Origin of the sequence: Gemmobacter sp. 24YEA27 (assembly GCF_030052995.1) — a bacterium.
GTDB lineage: Bacteria > Pseudomonadota > Alphaproteobacteria > Rhodobacterales > Rhodobacteraceae > Pseudogemmobacter.
In genome coordinates this window covers 42,911-60,520 of the sequence record NZ_JASJPW010000002.1, presented here as the reverse complement: position 1 = coordinate 60,520, position 17,610 = coordinate 42,911, and the positions used below count along the sequence as shown (strand labels likewise).

At 63.9% G+C, this 17,610-nt stretch carries 20 protein-coding genes; 18 read left to right on the top strand and 2 right to left on the bottom strand.

The features are described 5' to 3' along the window. Positions 1 to 69: 69 nt before the first annotated feature. Both QNO18_RS17790 and QNO18_RS17785 read right to left on the bottom strand, forming a co-directional pair. Positions 70 to 1,068, bottom strand: a complete 999-nt coding sequence (locus tag QNO18_RS17790; RefSeq protein ID WP_283178897.1) for an ABC transporter permease — start codon at positions 1,066 to 1,068, stop codon at positions 70 to 72. Further along, on the bottom strand, positions 1,065 to 2,558 hold the full coding sequence (locus tag QNO18_RS17785; protein WP_283178896.1) for a sugar ABC transporter ATP-binding protein: 1,494 nt from the start codon (positions 2,556 to 2,558) through the stop codon (positions 1,065 to 1,067). Before QNO18_RS17785 ends, QNO18_RS17790 begins: the two co-directional genes overlap by 4 nt. A gap of 196 nt (positions 2,559 to 2,754) precedes the next feature. On the opposite strand from QNO18_RS17785, the gene QNO18_RS17780 reads away from it, so the two are divergent. From QNO18_RS17780 to QNO18_RS17695, 18 genes are all read left to right on the top strand, one after another. After that, positions 2,755 to 3,837: a glycerol dehydrogenase gene (locus QNO18_RS17780; RefSeq protein ID WP_283178895.1), complete on the top strand. Its 1,083-nt coding sequence runs from the start codon at positions 2,755 to 2,757 to the stop codon at positions 3,835 to 3,837. Beyond that, the gene (locus QNO18_RS17775) at positions 3,837 to 4,595 is read left to right on the top strand and encodes a GolD/DthD family dehydrogenase (protein WP_283178894.1); all 759 of its coding nucleotides are present in this window, start codon (positions 3,837 to 3,839) and stop codon (positions 4,593 to 4,595) included. The genes QNO18_RS17780 and QNO18_RS17775 overlap by 1 nt, the downstream gene beginning before the upstream one ends. A gap of 21 nt (positions 4,596 to 4,616) precedes the next feature. Continuing rightward, a complete protein-coding gene (locus tag QNO18_RS17770; protein WP_283178893.1) occupies positions 4,617 to 5,243 on the top strand; it encodes a glucose-6-phosphate isomerase in 627 nt (208 codons plus the stop codon). Positions 5,244 to 5,254: 11 nt separating this feature from the next. Then, a complete protein-coding gene (gene eda, locus QNO18_RS17765; protein ID WP_283178892.1) occupies positions 5,255 to 5,770 on the top strand; it encodes a bifunctional 4-hydroxy-2-oxoglutarate aldolase/2-dehydro-3-deoxy-phosphogluconate aldolase in 516 nt (171 codons plus the stop codon). Beyond that, complete coding sequence (locus tag QNO18_RS17760; RefSeq protein WP_283178891.1) at positions 5,755 to 5,910, top strand: hypothetical protein; 156 nt, start codon at positions 5,755 to 5,757, stop codon at positions 5,908 to 5,910. The genes eda and QNO18_RS17760 overlap by 16 nt, the downstream gene beginning before the upstream one ends. Beyond that, complete coding sequence (locus QNO18_RS17755; protein WP_283178890.1) at positions 5,907 to 6,872, top strand: shikimate dehydrogenase; 966 nt, start codon at positions 5,907 to 5,909, stop codon at positions 6,870 to 6,872. Before QNO18_RS17760 ends, QNO18_RS17755 begins: the two co-directional genes overlap by 4 nt. A 9-nt stretch (positions 6,873 to 6,881) precedes the next feature. Beyond that, positions 6,882 to 7,826 (top strand): phosphoglycerate dehydrogenase, encoded by a 945-nt coding sequence (locus QNO18_RS17750; RefSeq protein WP_283178889.1) that lies wholly within the window; start codon positions 6,882 to 6,884, stop codon positions 7,824 to 7,826. After that, the gene (locus QNO18_RS17745; RefSeq protein ID WP_283178888.1) at positions 7,798 to 8,706 is read left to right on the top strand and encodes an MBL fold metallo-hydrolase; all 909 of its coding nucleotides are present in this window, start codon (positions 7,798 to 7,800) and stop codon (positions 8,704 to 8,706) included. Before QNO18_RS17750 ends, QNO18_RS17745 begins: the two co-directional genes overlap by 29 nt. Positions 8,707 to 8,730: 24 nt before the next feature. Further along, positions 8,731 to 9,621, top strand: a complete 891-nt coding sequence (locus tag QNO18_RS17740; RefSeq protein WP_283178887.1) for an SIS domain-containing protein — start codon at positions 8,731 to 8,733, stop codon at positions 9,619 to 9,621. Between the two features lie 52 nt (positions 9,622 to 9,673). Then, a complete protein-coding gene (gene deoC, locus QNO18_RS17735) occupies positions 9,674 to 10,399 on the top strand; it encodes a deoxyribose-phosphate aldolase (RefSeq protein ID WP_283178886.1) in 726 nt (241 codons plus the stop codon). Between the two features lie 30 nt (positions 10,400 to 10,429). After that, positions 10,430 to 11,089: an FGGY family carbohydrate kinase gene (locus tag QNO18_RS17730; protein ID WP_283178885.1), complete on the top strand. Its 660-nt coding sequence runs from the start codon at positions 10,430 to 10,432 to the stop codon at positions 11,087 to 11,089. A gap of 268 nt (positions 11,090 to 11,357) precedes the next feature. Then, entirely contained in the window at positions 11,358 to 11,627 is a 270-nt protein-coding gene (locus QNO18_RS17725) for a hypothetical protein (protein WP_283179286.1), read from the top strand. Then, positions 11,525 to 11,962: an FGGY-family carbohydrate kinase gene (locus QNO18_RS17720; RefSeq protein ID WP_283179269.1), complete on the top strand. Its 438-nt coding sequence runs from the start codon at positions 11,525 to 11,527 to the stop codon at positions 11,960 to 11,962. Before QNO18_RS17725 ends, QNO18_RS17720 begins: the two co-directional genes overlap by 103 nt. A gap of 46 nt (positions 11,963 to 12,008) precedes the next feature. Beyond that, positions 12,009 to 12,749 carry an SDR family oxidoreductase gene (locus QNO18_RS17715; RefSeq protein WP_283179268.1) on the top strand — a complete coding sequence of 247 codons (741 nt, stop codon included), beginning with the start codon at positions 12,009 to 12,011 and terminating at the stop codon, positions 12,747 to 12,749. A 31-nt stretch (positions 12,750 to 12,780) separates the two neighbouring features. Then, entirely contained in the window at positions 12,781 to 13,764 is a 984-nt protein-coding gene (locus QNO18_RS17710; RefSeq protein WP_283178884.1) for a zinc-binding dehydrogenase, read from the top strand. A 421-nt stretch (positions 13,765 to 14,185) separates the two neighbouring features. After that, positions 14,186 to 15,457 carry a beta-ketoacyl-ACP synthase II gene (fabF, locus tag QNO18_RS17705; protein WP_283178883.1) on the top strand — a complete coding sequence of 424 codons (1,272 nt, stop codon included), beginning with the start codon at positions 14,186 to 14,188 and terminating at the stop codon, positions 15,455 to 15,457. A gap of 46 nt (positions 15,458 to 15,503) precedes the next feature. Beyond that, positions 15,504 to 16,856, top strand: a complete 1,353-nt coding sequence (locus QNO18_RS17700) for an MATE family efflux transporter (RefSeq protein ID WP_283178882.1) — start codon at positions 15,504 to 15,506, stop codon at positions 16,854 to 16,856. A gap of 108 nt (positions 16,857 to 16,964) precedes the next feature. Next, positions 16,965 to 17,543: a TetR/AcrR family transcriptional regulator gene (locus QNO18_RS17695; RefSeq protein WP_283178881.1), complete on the top strand. Its 579-nt coding sequence runs from the start codon at positions 16,965 to 16,967 to the stop codon at positions 17,541 to 17,543. The last annotated feature ends 67 nt before the right edge of the window (positions 17,544 to 17,610 follow it).

Here is a 17,610-nt window from a genome sequence, read left to right as displayed (position 1 = left end):
TCCCGGCGCGAGATCGCGCCCGGAGGTGGTTTTGGTTCTGAAAGACGGCGCGGGCGCCTGGAAAAGGGGTCAGGCCCGGTCGCGGCCAAAACGTTGCAGCATTACGGCCGCGACGATAATCAGGCCTTTGATGATCTGCTGCGGGTAGGACGGCACGCTCATCAGGTTCATGATATTGCCGATAAGGCCAAGCACGAGGACGCCGATCACCGTATTGATCACCGTGCCCTTACCACCCGAGAGCCGGGCGCCGCCGATCACGCAGGCCGCAATCGCATCCAGCTCAAAGCCCAGACCGGCCACTGGCGTTCCGACCCCGGTGCGCGAGGTGACGACGATCCCGGCCAGGGCCGCCAGGGCGCCGCTGATCACGTAAACTGCGAATATATAGCGACGATGCGGGATGCCGGCGAGACGCACCGCCGTCTCATTGCTGCCGGTCGCGATCACCATGCGACCGAACACCATGCGCTGCATCAGGAACCAGAAGCCGGCGATCACCAGGATCGACAACACGACCGGCCAGGGCAGCCGGAGCCAGGGCAGCCCGCCGCTGCCGAAAGCATCGAAAATCGCGGTTGCCTCCAGCTCATAGGGCAGGCGTACCGGCTGACCGTTCGACATCATATAGGTCATGCCGCGTGCGATGGTCATCATCGCCAGCGTCACAACAAACGGTGCCAGCTGGAACCATGCCACGAGTGCCCCATTGAACGCCCCAAGCAGCCCGCCGAAGACCAGCATGGCAATAACGCCCGTAAGCACGGCGGGAGTGCCGTCAAAGGGCAGCTGTGGGATCAGGATCGCGACCGCGAGGCCGCCGGCCGCCGCGATTGCGCCCACCGAAAGGTCGATGCCGCCGGTATTGATGACCAGCAGCATCCCGATGCTGATCAGCAAAAGCGGAGTCAGCTGACGCAGCAGGTTGAAAATATTGCCCCGCGACAGGAAGGCATCCGACAGGATCGCGGAGGCGATGATGAGAAGGACCAGCATGACAACAGAGCTGTTGCGCACCAGAAAGCCGGTGATCTGTCCTGATCCGGACGAGGCTGCGGTTCGCGTCATTCTTTCACTCCCATCGCCAGCGCGATCAGCGCCTTTTCGTTCATATCCTCTCCCGACAGCTCGCCTTTGATCGCACCCGAGCGCATCACGATGATGCGGTCGGCGATGCCAATCAGTTCCGGCAGGTCGGAGGAGACGACGATCACCGCAAGGCCGCGCTCGGCCACCTCATTGATGATCTGATAGATTTCCGATTTCGCCCCGACATCGACGCCGCGTGTCGGCTCGTCAAGAATGAGCACCTCAAGATCCGTCGCCAGCCATTTTGCCAGCGCGACCTTTTGCTGGTTGCCACCCGACAGGGTCGAGACCTCCGGCGTGCCGGAGGGCGTCTTGATCCGTAACGCAGAGATCAGCCTGTTGACCTGATCACGCTCGGCGCCGGAATTGAGGATCCCTGCCATGCGGGCAGTTCCGTTGCGCCGCCGCAGCATGATGTTTGTCGCAATCGACAGATCGAGCAGAACACCCTGACCCTTGCGATCCTCGGGGACCATGCCGAAGCCGTTATCAACGCCCTTGCCCGGGCTGGTATTGTGGACGGGCGCCCCCTTTAGCCGGATCTCGCCCGATACCGCGCGGTCTGCGCCGAAAATCGCCCGCATCACCTCGGTCCGCCCCGCGCCGATCAGGCCGTAAAAGCCAAGAACCTCGCCAGCGCGCACCGAGAAACTGACATCCCCGACCAGTTCGGGCAGTCTGAGATTGTCCACCTCCAGCACCGGGGCGCCGATGACGGCATGACGCGGCGGGAAAATATGGGTCAGTTCGCGCCCGACCATCATAGCGACCAGCTGACCCTGGTCGATATCCGCGATATTCACGGTATCGACATAGGTGCCGTCTTTCATGATCGTGGCGCGGTCGCAGATCTCGAAAATCTCTTCCAGCCGGTGCGAGATGTAGATCACGCAGACACCTTCCGCCCGAAGGCGGCGGATCAGGTCGAAAAGCTGGCGGGTTTCGCGCTCTGTCAGCACTGCCGACGGCTCGTCAAATACGATCACCCGGGATTTGCGGCGCAGCGCTTTGCAGATCTCGACGATCTGTTGCTCTGCTACCGAAAGATCCGAAACGGGGCGGCGCACATCCAGCTTTGCGAGGCCAAGGCTCGCGACCAGTTCGGAGGCGCGGGAATACAAAGCCTTCCAGTTGATGATACTGCGCCCGAAACCCGGATCGTCGATGAAGATGTTCTCGGCCACACTCATATGCGGGCAGAGCGCGAACTCCTGATAGATCACCGCGATTCCATGGTCGCGCGCCGCCCGGGGGCTGGCGAGAGACAGGGATTCGCCATCGAGAACCACCCTGCCGCGGTCGGGCTGGTGGTCGCCGGACAAGACGCGCATCAGCGTGGATTTGCCGGCGCCATTCTCGCCCAGAAGCGCATGAACTTCGCCGCCATTCGCCGTGAAAGTGACATCCGACAGCGCGCGGATGCCCCCGAAATGCTTGCTGATCGATACCATCTGCAGGTTATTGGCCATGATCTCCTCCGCCCTGCGGCCATAGGTCTCCTGCCCCTGGCTGCGGCATCTGCCTTGTGCTGTATAAGTAGTAATAGTACATAAATAAATGTGTCAACTGTAAAAAGTTGAAAAATAGTAAGTCATAAAGCTATTGACATGTAGCGTTGCAACGTAATTAGTAGTGAGACTACATCGACACACGTAAGGGGATGGCATGTCGCGCGCATTTGGGGGGCCTGGGAAATATATCCAGGAAAGAGGAGCGGTTGCGCGACTGGGTGATGTCCTCGCAGGCTGGGGCGGCAAAAGCCTGATGCTGATCGACAGGGCGGTGTTCGATCGGATTTCGATCGCAGTGGCGGGCATTCCGGGTCTGCAGATCCTGTCTTTCGGCGGCGAATGTTCCGCGACCGAGATTGCCCGTATTGTGGCGCAGGTCCGTGAGACGGGCGCATCGACAGTGATTGGCGCGGGCGGTGGCAAGGCCATCGACACTGCGAAAATTGCGGCGATTGAGACCGGCGCCCGAATCGTGATCCTGCCGACCATCGCTTCGACCGATGCCCCCTGTTCCGCCGTCGCGGTGCGCTATTCCGAGGCCGGGGTCTTTGAGGAATCCCTGCGCCTGTCGCGCAATCCGGATCTTGTGCTGGTCGATACCGAAATTGTGGCTGCAGCGCCCGTTCGCTTCCTGATCGCGGGCATCGGCGATGCGCTTTCGACCTGGTTCGAAGCCCGCTCGAACATCGAATCCCGGACGAGCAACTATGTCGCGGGCGGTTTCCCCCCGACCGAGGTCGGCATCGCTGTCGCGCGCCGCTGTCATGACATCCTGATGGGAGAGGCGCCGAAAGCGGTTGCTGCGGCGCGGGCAGGCCGGATCACTGCTGCGCTGGAGCAGATCATCGAAGCCAATATCCTGATGAGCGGCCTGGGCTTTGAAAACTGTGGCTGTTCGGCGGCGCATGGTATCCATGACGGGCTGACGGTGCTGCCGCAGACGCATGGTCTTCTCCATGGCGAGAAGGTGGCCTTCGGCACGTTGTGTCTTTTGATGCTGGAAAACCGCGCCACCGAAGAGATCACGGCGATGATCCGCTTTTGCCGCAGCCTTGGCCTGCCGGTGACGCTTGCTGATCTGGGGCTTGAAGGGGTCACCACCGAAGAAATCACCCGCGTTGCCGGGGCCGCGCTGGCGCCTGGCCAATGCACCTGGGCGACGCCGGTTGCGCTTTCTGTGGAAACATTGCGCGATGCGATCTTCGCGCTGGATGCCTTTGCACGTGAGGTTCTGTGATGCAGATCAATCCCACACCTGAAACCGGCTTTCAGAACAGCCCGGTTTTGATCACCGGCGCGGCCGCAGGCATTGGCCTTGCCGTTGCGCAGATGTTTGCGGCACGCGGCGCCAGGCTCCTGCTGGTTGATCGGGATGAGAAAATTGCAGAAATCGCCGCCGGCCTTGGCGCCGGACACCGCGCCTTGCAGCTGGATGTACGTGAGGATGACTGCGGCAGCCGGGCCGTTCAGGCGGCGCTGGAGGCTTTCGGGCGTCTTGATATCCTGATCAACAATGTCGGCATCGGCCCGCTCGCCCCGGCGGAGGATTATCCGCTTGATCTCTGGGATGCGACCCTGTCGATCAATCTGCGCGCGGCGTTTCTGTTTGCTAAAGCCGCAGCGGCGCCAATGCTGGAACAGGGATATGGGCGCATCGTCAACATGTCCTCGCAGGCCGCGACAATCGGCATCGAGGGTCATGTGGCCTATTGCACCAGCAAGGCCGGCATTCTTGGCATGACGCGCTGCATGGCGCTGGAATGGGGCAAGCGCGGCATCACGGTGAATGCGCTCTCGCCCACCGTGACCGAAACCGAGCTTGGTCTGATGAGCTGGGGCGGCCAGAAGGGTGTCGAAACCCGCGCCGCCATTCCGGTCGGACGTTTTGCGAAACCCGAAGAGGTCGCCGAAGCGGTCCTCTATCTCGCCAGCCCGCAGGCCGCGATGGTCAGCGGTGCCAATCTGGCGATCGACGGCGGCTACACGATCCGCTGAGAGACGACGAAGGAGCAAATTTTGGAATTCTATGATCCCGTGGCCTGTCTGATCGGGCCGCAGACAGGCACGCTTGGCAATCGCACAGGCCGGTATGAAAAGCGGCTCGCCGATCTTGGTGGGCTTTATCGCGACACGGCGGCCTTTGCCGGGGCGGTGGCACATGAGGGCGACCGTGTTGTCTATACCGTCGAGGAGTTCCGCCCGACGGAGGCCCCGGGCGATCTGATCTTCGGGATGACGCATATGGAACCCGGGATGATCGGCGACGAGTTCTTCATGACCCGCGGGCATATTCATCGGGCCGGAAATCGCCCCGAGATCTATCAGGGGATTTCGGGCGAGGGCCTGATGCTTCTGGAATCGCCCGATGGCGAGATCCGCATCGTTGAAGTCTCGCCGCTGACCGTCTGCTATGTGCCGCCTTTCTGGATCCACCGCTCGGTCAATACCGGCGCCGCGCCGCTGGTGATGTTCTTCTGCTACCCGTCCGATTCCGGCCAGGATTACGAGATCATCGCCCGTGCAGGCGGTATGCGCAGCCGTATCCATGCCAGCGCGAACGGCGGCTGGGAACAGCGCGAAAACGATCTCTACAACCCGCGCAGCCCGGAAGCGGTTGCAGCGGTCATGGCAACGGCAATCTGAGAGGGCAGGGGATGCAAAGCGGGATTTTCGACCATATCGCGCGGCTTGGCGTCGTGCCGGTGATTGCCATAGAACAGGCCGATCAGGCGCTGGCCCTTGCGGATGCCTTGCTGGAAGGCGGGCTGCCGGTTGCGGAAATCACGTTCCGCACCGGCGCGGCGGGGGATGTGATCGCCAGACTGAGCGAAGCACGGCCCGAGCTGATCACCGGCGCAGGCACGATCCTGACCGCGGCCAATCTTCAGGCCGCCCAGGCCGCCGGGGCGCGCTTCGGCCTTGCTCCGGGCTATGATCCGGCGATCACGACGGCAGCGGCGCGCGCCGGATTGCCCTTCGCCCCGGGCGTGATGACGCCTTCGGAGCTGAGCCTTGCGCTTGGGGAAGGGCTTTCCCTCTTCAAGTTCTTCCCCGCAGGCGCGGCGGGCGGGGCTGCGATGCTTTCGGCGATTTCGGCGCCTTTCGCCCATCTGTCCCCCGTTTCATCCCGACCGGCGGTGTCAGCCTTGCGACAATGGGGGACTGGCTGACTCTGCCAGCCGTCGCAGCCGTGGGCGGAACCTGGATCGCCACCCGCGATGATATTTCCCAGGGCGATTTCGCGGCCATCACCCGCAAGGCCCGCGAAGCCGTCACCATGGCTGCCAGACTGCGTGAGGAACCGAAATGAGCCGCTACGAGCCTGCAACCCGCCCGACCTTTTACTTCATCGGTGTCACCACCGGCGCCTCTTCCATCATGCGGGTCTTCCCGGCCTGGGCCGATCATCTCGGGTTGAAGGATGCCTGTATCAGAGGAATTGATTTCCCGCTCCATGCCGATCCCGCCGCATATCGCGAGGCGGTGGAATTCATCCGTGATGACCCGCTTTCGCTTGGCGCACTGGTGACAACCCATAAGCTTGACCTCTTTGCGGCCTGCCGCGATCTTTTTGACGAGATCGACCCCCATGCACAGCTGATGCATGAAGTGAGCTGTATCTCGAAACGGGGCGGGCGCCTGCGCTGCCATGCCAAGGACCCCATCTCATCCGGGCTTGCCCTGGATGGTTTCCTGCCGCCAGATCATTTTTCGAAGACCGGGGCCGAGCTGCTGATGCTGGGCGCGGGTGGCTCGACCATCGCCATCACCTGGCATCTGATGCACAAGGCGCGGGGCGCGGATGTGCCGTCGCGGATCATTGTCTCGAACCGCTCGCAGCCCCGGCTTGACGAGATTGCAAAGGTGCATTCCGGGATCGAAACCGATGCGCGGCTTGATTATGAACTGGCCGACCGGCCCGGGCGCAATGACGCATTGCTGGCGGGGCTGAAGCCCGGCTCGGTTGTGGTCAATGCGACAGGGCTTGGCAAGGATGCGCCCGGATCACCCCTGACCGATGCGGCGCTTTTCCCCGAGAAAGCCATTGCCTGGGATCTGAATTATCGCGGCGATCTGGTCTTCTTGCAGCAGGCCGAACGCGCCCGCGCGGCAAAGGCGCTGCAGATCGAGGATGGCTGGACCTATTTCCTGCATGGCTGGACCCAGGTGATTGCCGAGGTCTTCGACATCACGATTCCGGTTTCCGGCCCGGACTTCAACGAGATCTCCCGCATTGCTGATGCGGCGGGACGCCAGAAGCCGAAACTCTGAGGCAGGACCATGACCCGCATTCTGATCACGCCCCGTTCCCTGACCGCTTTGCGCCCGGCCGAGCTGACGCCTTTGACCGAGGCGGGCTATGATCTCGTCTGGGCAAAGGCCGGCGAGACACCGACGCCCGAGGATCTGACCAGTCTGCTGCCCGGTTGCGTCGGCTGGCTTGCCGGGGTCGAGCCGGTCCCGGCCGAGGTCATCCGGGCCGCATCAGCGCTGAGGGCGATTTCCAGAAATGGTGTCGGCACCGACAATCTGCCGCTGGCGGAATGCGAGGCGCGGGGGGTGCAGGTGCTGCGTGCCGAGGGCGCGAATGCCATCGGCGTGGCAGAGCTTGCGGTCAGCCTGATGCTGTCCCTGTCGCGCCATATCCCTGAAACCGATCACAGCGTGAAATCGGGCGGCTGGCTGCGCAGGCGCGGAGCCGAGATCTCGGGCCGCACGGTCGGCATCGTCGGAATGGGCGCGATCGGGGCGCATGTCGCCCGCGTGGTGGTGGCAATGGGGGCAAAGGTGCTGGCCTATGATCCCTTCCCGCGCGATCCCGGCCTGCATCCGGCGCTGTTTTCCTTTTCGCCCTTTGAAGAGCTGCTGCGCTCAGCCGATCTGATCAGCCTCCATGCACCGGCCCGCACCGATGGGGCGCCTTTGCTGGGCGCCGCAGAACTTGCCCTCTTGCCGGTGGGCGCCCTGGTGGTGAACACCGCCCGGGCGAGCCTCGTCGATGAGCAGGCAATGAAAGCGGCGCTGGCGAGCGGTGCTGTGGGCGGCTACGGAACCGATGTCTTTGCCGAGGAACCACCGCGCGATCTGACCCTTGCAGGTGACCCTAATGTCATTGCGACCAGCCATATCGGCGCTTTGACTGCGGAAAGCGTCAGCCGTGCGACGTCGATTGCGGTCCGGAACCTGATCCGCGCCCTTGGACCCGCAGCCGGAGCACCGGCATGACCCCCGGGCGCCTTCTGTCCCCGCGGCCCTTCGCGGGGATCTCGCGCCGGCGCTGCGCGCGGCCCGGCTGCGCGGGGCTCAGGCCGGGGGGACAGAAATCTTCTGGCTTGGCCAGGCCGGGTTCGCGATCTTTGCCGCAGGCCGGTTTGGCCTGATCGATCCCTATCTCTCGGACAGCCTGGCTGAAAAATATAGCGGTACAGCCCGCCCGCATGAGCGGATGATGCCGGTGCCGGTCGCCGTCAGAGATCTGCCGGAGCCGGACTTCATCCTGCTGACCCATCGCCACGGCGATCATATGGATCCGGGCACGCTGCCTTATATCGCGCAGGCCTTTCCGGCAGCGCGCTTTATATTCCCCGAGGCGGAGCGGGCCGAGGCCGCCCTTCGCAGCCGGCTCGACCCGGAAGATCCGCGCCTTACCGGCACCGATGCAGGGGCAAGGATTGCGCTTGCGCCGGGGCTTTCGCTTCGGGTGTTCGCTGCGGCACATGAAACCCCGGAAACGGATCTCACAGGGCGGCACCGGTTTCTCGGCTATGGTCTGGCGACGCCGGATCTGCGGCTCTGGCATTCGGGGGATTGTGTGCCTTTTGAGGGGCTTGTCTCTGATGTCACCGATTTCGCCCCAGACATCGCACTTTTGCCGGTGAACGGGCGTGACCCCGAGCTGACAGCATCAGGAATTGCGGGAAATTTCTCGCTTGAGGAAGCGGCCGGGATCACCTGCGCCGTCGGGGCGGGCACATTGCTGGCGCATCACTATGGCATGTTCGCCTTCAATAGCTGTGCGCCGGAGCGGATCGACGCCATGGCTGCGCAACGGGCCGATCTTGCGATACTACGCGCCATGACCGGCGTGGTTTATTGTGTCGGCTGACCTATTTTGAGCAGGAGAGCGGTAATGGAACCAAAGTCGACAGAACAGGCGCGGAGCAATCCCGGCGTCGATATCCTTACCGCGATCCGCCAGGCGCTGCCGGATCTGCGCCGCTCTGACCGCAAAGTGGCGGATCTTGTGCTTGAAGATCCGTCGCGTTTTCTTTCGGCCACCGTGGCAGAAACGGCAGAGCTGGCCCAGGTCAGCCAGCCCACCGTCATCCGCTTCTGCACTGCCGTGGGCTGCGAGGGCTTCAATGATTTCAAGCTGCGGCTGGCCCATAGTCTCGCGCTCGGGACGCCGGCGACGCATTCGGCGATTGCGGCTTTCGACTCTGTCCAGGTCATTTCGGGCAAGATATTTGACTACACAATCACCAGCCTCGACTGGGCCCGCCGCCAGCTTGACACCGTGCGGATGGAGGCGGCGGTATCCCTGCTGGCCGATGCCGCAAGACTGGAGTTCTTCGGCTTTGGCGCCTCGGCCATCGTGGCGCTGGACGCACAGCAGAAGTTTCCGCTGTTCGGAATTCCCTGCGGTGCCGAGCGCGACCTGCACCAGATGACCATGCAGGCGGGCATGATGCGCCCGGGTGATGTGGCGGTGGTGATCTCGAATACCGCAATGACGAAATCTCTGATCGAGGTGGCGCAGCTGGCACGCCGGAACGGTGCAAAGGTGCTGGGTCTTCTGGGCGCCGAGGGGCCGCTGGCGCAATATTGCGATGTGGTGCTGGTGGTCGAGACACTCGACAATACCGATGCCTATACACCGACCATTTCGCGGCTGGCGGCTCTGGTCACCATCGACATCCTCTCGACGGCGGTAGCTCTGCGCCGCGACGCCGAGCAGGCGAACCGTTTCAAGGAAATGAAACAACATCTGGCCCGGTTCCGCGCGCGCGGAGAGGGCTGAGACGAAGGGCAGGACCGGGGCATCCCCCGGTTGTTCCAGCAAGGAGAAAACTATGGCCGAGGCACCCGCCGAAAGCATCCTGTCGCCGCGCGATCTTGCGCAGATGATTGATATCAGCGCCGTGCAGGCTTTCCATACCGAGGCCGACCTGCGCGAGGTCGCCCGGGTCGCGCTGGCCGAAGGCTTTATCGCCGTCCATGCGCTGCCGCATTTCACCGCATTGCTGGCGACATTGCTTCCGGGCCGTTGCGGGGTGCTGGTGGGCGGACCGATCGGCTTTCCCTCGGGCGGCAACCGCACAGAGACCAAACTTGTCGAGGCGCGCGGGCTGGTCGCGGACGGCGCCACCGAAGTCGATATGATGATGAATATCGGGCGGCTGAAGTCTGGCGATGATGCCTATGTGGCGACAGAGCTTGCCGCCGTGATCAAAGCCGTGGCACCGGTGCCGGTCAAGGTGATCATCGAGGTCTCGCGACTGACCGATGACGAGATCCGCCGCGCGGCGACGCTGGTGGCGGCGTCCGGGGCAGCCTTTGTTAAGACCGGCACCGGCTGGACCGGGCTCCCCACCACCTTGCACCATATCCGGCTGATCCGGGAAGCCGCCGGCGCGGAAATTGGCATCAAGGCCTCGGGCGGGATCCGTGATCTTGAGACCGTTGCTGCCATGATCGAAGCCGGAGTCACGCGGTTTGGCATCAATACGGATGTGGCCAGAGACCTGATCGCGGCCTGCCGGTCCCTGCCGGATGGCGGGCTGCGGGTCGCGGGCTGAGCCGGACCAGACAGACGCGGGAGAGAAATGATGAAGGATCTGGTTCTGGCATGCGACCTCGGCACCGGGGGGCTCAAAGGTGCCGTTGTCGCGCCCGATGGCAGGGTGCTCGCCGAAGTGGTCGAAAATTACCCGACATTCTATCCCGTGCCATCTTTGCATGAGCAACGGCCGGCAGACTGGTGGCAGGCTCTGATCCGAACCACCGCCGCCTTGCTGGCGAAAGGGGGGGAGGCCGGGTTTACGGCTGCGGATGTCAGGGCGATCAGCCTCTCGGGCCACAGTCTTGGCTGTATTCCGGTCGATGCAGAGGGGCAGTTGCTGCAGGATGCGGTGCCGATCTGGTCAGACGGACGGGCCCAGCAGGATGCGGCTGCGTTCTTTGACCGTTTCGACGAGGAAAGCTGGTATCTGCGCACCGGAAATGGCTTCCCGGCACCGCTCTACCCGCTGTTCAAAATCCTCTGGCTGCGCCGGAACGCCCCGGAGATCTTCGCCCGTACCAACCGCATTCTCGGCACCAAGGATTATCTCAATTTCCTGATGACGGGGCGGATGGTGACGGATCCGTCCTATGCGTCTGGTTCGGGGCATTTGATCTGCTGGCCGGACAATATGACCCGGAGATCCTGGCCGCCGCTGGGCTGCGCGCAGATCTCCTGCCGGAAATCGTGCCATCGGCCTCGGTGATCGGCGAGCTGACAAGGACGGCGGCACAGACGCTCGGGCTTAAGCCCGGGACGGCCGTCATTGCAGGCGGGGTCGATAATTCCTGCATGGCGCTTGGCGCGCAGACCTTTGAAGACGGCGATCTCTTTTCCTCGATGGGCTCGTCAAGCTGGCTGACGATATCCGCCGCACGCCCTGTCCTGGACCCGAAAGTCCGCTCCTATGCTTTCGCCCATCTGGTGCCGGGGCAGTTTATCTCGGCCACATCCATCTTCTCTTCGGGACCACGATGGACTGGACCCGCAGGATCCTTGGCGCGGATGGCGAAGGCATGGGCCATGCCGCAATGGAAAAGCTGGCGGAGACCTCTCCACCCGGGGCGCGCGGCCTGCTGATGGTGCCGACGCTGGGCGGCGGCACATCGCTGGAAGGCGGCGCCGAAGTGCGGGGGGCTGGATCGGCCTTTCGCTGCAGCATGACCGTGGCGATCTGCTGCGTGCCGCGTTCGAAGGGGTCGCCTATGGCCTTCGGGTGGCGCTGGACGAATTGCGCCGCATGACCCCCATCGGCCCGTCCCTGGTGGCGGTTGGCGGTGGCGCCCGCAGCGCGTTCTGGCGCCAGATCTTTGCGGATACTCTTGAGATAGATGTGGTCAAGACCGCGGTTGACCAAGAGGCCGCAACGCTGGGCGCCGCCGCCATCGCCTTCCATGCGCTGAAGATCTGGTCCGACTTCTCGCCGATCCGCGCGATCCATGCCGAAGCATCGCGGCACAGCCCGCGCCCCGCACATCGCCCGGTCTATCAGGCCGGGCTGGCCGCCTATCGCCTGGCCGCAACGCAGCAATATGACCTCTCGCACTCTCTGGCGCGCTATCGCCAGGGCTGCGTCTGACCTGAAATTCCCGAAGGAGACCCGCTGAGATGACCACCCCGCTTGCATCCTTTGCCCCGATCTTTTTGCCGGCCAGACAGTCTGCGTTTCCGGCGGCACCAGTGGCATTGGCCTCGCCATCGCTGAGGCCTTTGCCCGCCTCGGCGCAGAGGTCATCGCTATGGGCAGTTCTGCGGCCAAGATCGGGCGGCTGAATGCCACGCCGCCCGTCGCAGGGATGCGCTTCGCCCGCCTCGATGTGACGGATCGCAAAGCGGTGGCGGGCGCTTTCGACGGGTTCAGCCGTCTCGATATTCTGGTCAATGCCGCCGGGATTGCGCGGCCCGACAAGGAATATGAAACCGACACCTTCCTTGAAGTCATGGAAGTCAACCTTAACAGCGTCATGGGGCTGAGCATGGCGGCACGCCCCCTGCTGGCACGCCAGGGCGGCTCGATCATCAACACGGCTTCGATGCTCAGCTATCTGACCGATACGGCGGTGCCGGCCTATGGCGCGAGCAAGGCCGGCGTTCTGGGGCTGACCCGCCACCTCGCCCATGCTTTTGCCGCCGAGGGGATCCGGGTGAACGCGGTCACGCCGGGCTATATCGCGACCGAGATGACAACCGGCCTCCAGGAGGATGCCGGTCTGACCGGGCGTATTCTGCACCGCTGTGCCATCAAACGCTGGGGCCGGGCTGAAGACATCATCGGGGCCGCATTGTTCCTCGCCGCTCCGGCGGCGGCCTATGTCACCGGCACCGAGATCGCGGTTGATGGCGGTTTTGTGAGCGGCGGGTTCTGACAGCCGGGCAGGCTTTGCGGGGGAGAGAGTTTTGGCCGATGAGATGATTGCCTGGACATGGCAGAGCCAGGGGCAGCCCACAGGGCTGAAGCAGGAAAGCCGCGCGCTGCCCGTTCCCGGGCCCGGCGAGGTTTTGCTGCAAAACCTGTCGATCGGGCTGAACCCGGTCGACTGGAAGATGATCGAATGGGGGCACCCGCTCTGGAGCCCCGGGCATGTTCCGGGGGTTGATGGCTGTGGCATATTGCTTGCCGCCGGGGCAGGGGTGCAGCTGCCTGCGGTTATGCGTTACGCCTATCATCAGGGCCTTGGGCAGAATGGCAGCTTTGCCAGCCATATCGTGATCCGCGCGGATGCCCTTATGGCAGTCCCGCAGGGTGTGGATGATGCGCAAGCCGCCGCATTGCCCTGTCCGGGCCTGACCGCCTGGCAGGCCCTGGAAAAACTGCCCGGCACCGGAGGGCGCGATGTGCTGGTCTGTGGCGGCGGTGGCGCGGTCGGGCTGATCCTTTGCCAGCTGGCCCTGAGGCTGGGCTGGCGTGTCTGGGCAACTGCCTCTCTCTCGCATCACCCGGCATTGTTGTCCCTCGGGGTCAGCGGGGTTTTCGACTATCATGATCCGGACTGGCAGCAGCAGCTGACGGCCGCCCTCGGCCCACGCCGTCTTCATGCGGCTTTCGACACGGTCAGCGGCACTCATGCCCGCATACTGGCGCCGCTGATCGGCTATAACGGCCACCTGATCTGCATCCAGGACCGGCAGGAAAGCGCGCCGCTGTCCGCATTTTCTACCGCTCTGTCCCTGCACGAAGTGGCGCTGAACAGCATCCACCAACATGGATGCCGCGAGGATCTGCGGCTGCTGCGTCAGGCCGGGACCCGGCTTTTCAGCCTGGTTGAGCAGGGATCGCTGGAGCTGCCTCCGATAAGCGTATCCGGATTTTCCACATTGCCGGACGTGCTTGCAGAGGTCCGGCAAGGTATCCTGCGCGGCAAACAAGTGGTTCTGCTCTGAAGTCACGTCAGGTCACGACGCATTCTGCGCCGTCTCTTGATCCGGCGAAACCGGCATGTTCTGCCCGCTTGAACATAGGCCTGGATTGCAGCTGGCCTGATCTGCAAAGGAAAACCCGGCTCATTTCCGGCGGGCAATGATCACCATCCGCCGGAAACTGCTCCGCCGGAGCGGTTTCTGACGCCGCGCCTGTGTCTGCGGTCAGCGTCCTTGCATTGTCGAGGCGGTGAACGGGGGCGTTCCTGCCATAAGATTTCCGCAGCGCTTTTCTCGGCGGGGACGGGGTAACGGCCCATGCGCCGGGATCTGAATTTGGCTGATGGCGCGTGGTATTGTTACGCCCGGTATCCCGTAACGCCAGGTGTCTTGCTGATCCATGTTAGATGGCATATGACATCTAACATGGATCGGAGAACATGCCATGCGCAGAATCGTGATTACAGGTATGGGCGCCGTCAGCCCGCTCGGCACCGGCACAGAGCTGGCCTGGCAACGCCTGCTGGCGGGCGGCTCAGGTCTGCGCCTTCTGCCGGATGCGGTCAGTGCCGATCTGGGATGCAGGATCGCGGCGCCGGTTCCCGGATCCGCCGAGGATCCGGAAGGTGGTTTTGACCCCGACAGTACTGTCGCGCCCAAGGACCAGCGGCGGATGGATCGCTTCATCCTTTTCGCCATGGCGGCAGCCGATGAGGCCGTGGCACAGGCGGGGTGGATCCCTGCAACCGATGAACAACGTCACCGCACAGCCACGATCATCGCGACCGGGATCGGCGGGTTCCACGCCATCGTTGACGCCGTGGCGACGGTGGCGGACCGGGGTCCGCGCCGCCTGTCGCCCTTCACGGTGCCTTCCTTCCTTGCGAACCTTGCCGCAGGTCAGGTGTCGATCCGGTACGGATTCAAGGGGCCGCTTGGCGCGCCGGTCACCGCCTGCGCGGCGGGGGTGCAGGCCATTGGCGATGCCGCCCGCATGATCCGCGCGGGCGAGATCGACGTCGCGCTTTGCGGCGGGGCCGAGGCCTGTATCGATCGCACGGCGCTTGGCGGATTCGCCGCGGCCCGCGCGCTGTCGACCGGCTGGAATGAGACGCCCGCGCTGGCCTCCCGCCCGTTTGACCGGGCACGCGACGGATTCGTGATGGGCGAAGGCGCGGGCATCCTGGTGATCGAGGCGCTGGACCACGCCCTCGCGCGCGGTGCGCAACCGATTGCCGAGATCGTCGGTTATGGTACCACATCAGACGCATGGCACATCACCGCAGGCCCCGAGGATGGCGACGGCGCGCGCCGCGCGATGGAGATTGCGCTGGCCCAGGCCGGGATTGCGCCGGGTGCGGTCGGCCATCTGAACGCCCATGCCACATCAACCCCGGTCGGTGATCTGGGCGAGCTGGCGGCGATCCGGACCCTGTTCGCCGGTCTGCCAGGCCCGGCGATCAGCGCAACCAAATCGGCGACCGGCCATCTTCTGGGGGCGGCAGGCGGGCTGGAGGCGATTTTCACCGCACTCGCGCTGCGCGACCAGATCGCGCCGCCGACACGCAATCTGACCGATCCGGACCCGGCGGCCGGGGGGCTGGATATTGTCGGCGTCACGGCCCGCAGCCTTCATACCGACTACGCCCTGTCTAACGGCTTTGGCTTTGGGGGCGTCAATGCAAGCCTTGCCCTGCGCCGCTGGGCAGCGCAGTGATGCTTTCCGCTGTTTCTGTTTCTGCCTCCAGCCTCCTGGTGCCCCTATGACCGCCGCCACTGCCACGATTGAACGCGACCCGCGCACGCAGCGTCTGCTGGAGGCACCGATCCTGCCGCTGTTGGTGCGGATGGCCTTGCCTAATGTGCTGATCATGCTGGCGCAGGCCTCGACCGGGCTGATCGAGACCTTCTGGGTCTCGAAACTCGGCACCGATGCGCTGGCGGGTATGGCGCTGGTCTTTCCGGTGGTCATGCTGATGACGATGATTTCAGCCGGGGCGGTGGGCGGGGCGGTCTCCTCCTCGATCGCCCGTGCGCTCGGGTCCGGACGCAGGGCCGATGCCGATGCGCTGGTGCTGCACGCCGTGGTGGTCAATCTGGGGATTGGCCTTGCGTTCTCGGCGCTGTTCCTGATCTGGGGCCGCCCGATCTTCACCGCGCTTGGCGGGCGCGGCGCCGAGCTGGAAGCCGCGATCATCTATTCCAACGTGGTCTTTGCCGGGAATGTCTTCACCTGGCTGATGAACGGCCTGGGCAGTGTGATCCGTGGTGCGGGCAATATGCTGGTGCCCGCGCTCGTCTCGGTGCTCGGGGTGGTTTTCCTGATCCCGGTCTCGCCGCTGCTGATCTTCGGCTTCGGACCGATCCCGGCGATGGGCATTGCGGGCGGCGGTCTGGCGCTGGTCCTGTACTACGCGGTGGGGGCGGCCATTCTGGGCCTTTACATCGCATCTGGCCGCAACCCCGCGCGCTTTCGCTGGCTGCCGCTGCAAGCACGGCATTTTGCCGGGATACTGAAGATCGGTGCGCTGTCTTCGGTACAGTCGGTGATCAGCAATGTTGTCATCGCGGGCAGCACGGCGATCATCGCGCTGCGGCTGGGGGTCGAAGCGGTGGCGGGCTTCGGCACCGGCATCCGGCTGGAATATCTGCTGATCCCGATGGTCTTCGGCATCGGTGCCCCGATGGTGGCGCTGGTCGGCACCAATGCCGCCGCCGGCCTGGAGGCCCGGGCGCGCCAGATCGCGCTGACCGGCGCGGTGCTGGCCTTTGCCGTAACCGAAGCGGTGGGCCTGATCGCGGCCGCCTTTCCGGTGGCCTGGCTGACGCTGTTCAGCGCCGAGGCTGAGATGATTGAAGCCGGCCGCGCCTATCTGCAGATCGTGGGACCGTTTTACGGTTTCTTCGGCCTCGGGCTGGTGCTTTACTTCGCGGCGCAGGGTCAGCAACGGCTGACAATGCCGCTGGTGGCGGGGATTGTCCGGCTTGTGATCGCGCTTGGCGGTGGCTGGCTGGCGCTGGAATGGACCGGCGACATCCGCGCGCTTTATCTGGCGTTGGGGCTCGGGCTTTTGGCCTATGGCCTGATCATGCTCGGGTCGGTGTTGCGGCGATAGACCTGCCTTAATGCCCCCTGGATGTGACGGGATGGATGCTGCTTTGATTGCGTTCAGCCTCTATATGCGGTAAGAATTTCCCAGCGAATTCAGGGATCGGAGCGCCCCATGAGAGTGAGCCGTGCGCAGGCGGAAGAGAACCATCAGGCCGTGATCAACGCGGCCAGCAAGCTGTTTCGCGAACATGGTTTCGATAGCATCGGGCTCAAGGATCTGATGAAGGGCGCTGGCCTGACACAGGGCGGTTTTTACAAACAGTTTGCCTCGAAAGAGGATCTGATCGGGCAGGCCTCCGCGCGCGCAATGGAAATGGCGACACGGCGCTGGTCGGACGTGGTTGCCGAAAACCCCGATGCGCCGCTTGAGGCTGTCACCGCCTTTTATCTTTCGCCCGAACATCTGAACAGGAAGGGGGAAGGCTGCCCCTTTGTCGCTTTGGGGGCCGATGCTGCCCGTCACGGACCAGAGGTCAGAGCGCAGTTCGAGGTCGGCGTGCGGGAGCATCTTCGGATGCTGACGGAGATGACCGGGTCTGCCGGCGAAAACCGGCCCTCGGACAAGGCGATGGCCGTGCTGTCGCTGATGGTGGGCGCGCTGACGCTCTCGCGGGCGGTGAATGACGATGCCCTGGCACATGCACTGCTGGAAGCCGCAGCGAGACAGGTTCGTGAAATCGCGGCAGGGTAGGGTGGTCTGGCAGGCGTTCCAGACCCAACAGGTTCTCACCCTTCGGATCGTCGACTCGGTCCAGCCT

What these genes read in the sequence shown, in the direction of transcription:
- QNO18_RS17695 (WP_283178881.1), top strand. Translation starts at nt 16,965, where the DNA reads ATGAGAGTGAGCCGTGCGCAGGCGGAAGAGAACCATCAGGCCGTGATC.
- QNO18_RS17730 (WP_283178885.1), top strand. Translation starts at nt 10,430, where the DNA reads ATGAAGGATCTGGTTCTGGCATGCGACCTCGGCACCGGGGGGCTCAAA.
- QNO18_RS17785 (WP_283178896.1), bottom strand. Translation starts at nt 2,558, where the DNA reads ATGGCCAATAACCTGCAGATGGTATCGATCAGCAAGCATTTCGGGGGC.
- QNO18_RS17700 (WP_283178882.1), top strand. Translation starts at nt 15,504, where the DNA reads ATGACCGCCGCCACTGCCACGATTGAACGCGACCCGCGCACGCAGCGT.
- QNO18_RS17725 (WP_283179286.1), top strand. Translation starts at nt 11,358, where the DNA reads ATGGACTGGACCCGCAGGATCCTTGGCGCGGATGGCGAAGGCATGGGC.
- QNO18_RS17790 (WP_283178897.1), bottom strand. Translation starts at nt 1,068, where the DNA reads ATGACGCGAACCGCAGCCTCGTCCGGATCAGGACAGATCACCGGCTTT.
- QNO18_RS17750 (WP_283178889.1), top strand. Translation starts at nt 6,882, where the DNA reads ATGACCCGCATTCTGATCACGCCCCGTTCCCTGACCGCTTTGCGCCCG.
- QNO18_RS17775 (WP_283178894.1), top strand. Translation starts at nt 3,837, where the DNA reads ATGCAGATCAATCCCACACCTGAAACCGGCTTTCAGAACAGCCCGGTT.
- QNO18_RS17755 (WP_283178890.1), top strand. Translation starts at nt 5,907, where the DNA reads ATGAGCCGCTACGAGCCTGCAACCCGCCCGACCTTTTACTTCATCGGT.
- deoC (WP_283178886.1), top strand. Translation starts at nt 9,674, where the DNA reads ATGGCCGAGGCACCCGCCGAAAGCATCCTGTCGCCGCGCGATCTTGCG.
- QNO18_RS17740 (WP_283178887.1), top strand. Translation starts at nt 8,731, where the DNA reads ATGGAACCAAAGTCGACAGAACAGGCGCGGAGCAATCCCGGCGTCGAT.
- eda (WP_283178892.1), top strand. Translation starts at nt 5,255, where the DNA reads ATGCAAAGCGGGATTTTCGACCATATCGCGCGGCTTGGCGTCGTGCCG.
- QNO18_RS17760 (WP_283178891.1), top strand. Translation starts at nt 5,755, where the DNA reads ATGGGGGACTGGCTGACTCTGCCAGCCGTCGCAGCCGTGGGCGGAACC.
- QNO18_RS17780 (WP_283178895.1), top strand. Translation starts at nt 2,755, where the DNA reads ATGTCGCGCGCATTTGGGGGGCCTGGGAAATATATCCAGGAAAGAGGA.
- fabF (WP_283178883.1), top strand. Translation starts at nt 14,186, where the DNA reads ATGCGCAGAATCGTGATTACAGGTATGGGCGCCGTCAGCCCGCTCGGC.